The 318-nt window shown below is 65.7% G+C and carries 1 protein-coding gene; it reads right to left on the reverse strand.

Going from position 1 to position 318, the window contains the following annotated elements:
• Positions 1–35 precede the first annotated feature (35 nt).
• Positions 36–318: DUF692 family multinuclear iron-containing protein (locus EN804_RS35955; RefSeq protein WP_210237398.1), on the reverse strand; the 283-nt coding region annotated here is incomplete at its 5' end.

Raw genomic sequence — 318 nt, forward strand, 5'->3', positions numbered from 1 at the left:
TCGATCTCGCTCATGTCTGCGCCGGAAACGGCGTACTAGCAGATGTTCTCCACGGCGATGCGCCGCCCCAGCATGTCCTGCACCTGGGCGATGCGACCGGCGACATGGTGAACGGCCTCGGCAGTGAATGGCAGTGGCAGCAGATCGTAGACGTGACCACCGGCGGCGCAGTAACTCAGGTGTTCGCTGTACAGCTGTACCTGGTGCAGGTCGAGGAAGGCACGGGTCTGCGCCAGCAGGGTGCGGTCCAGCGGATCAGGACCGCCCAGCGACAGCGACAGGCCGTGGCAGGTCAAGGGGTGCCGCTCGCTCAGCTGG

This window comes from Mesorhizobium sp. M8A.F.Ca.ET.161.01.1.1 (assembly GCF_004792105.1).
Classification (GTDB): domain Bacteria; phylum Pseudomonadota; class Alphaproteobacteria; order Rhizobiales; family Rhizobiaceae; genus Mesorhizobium.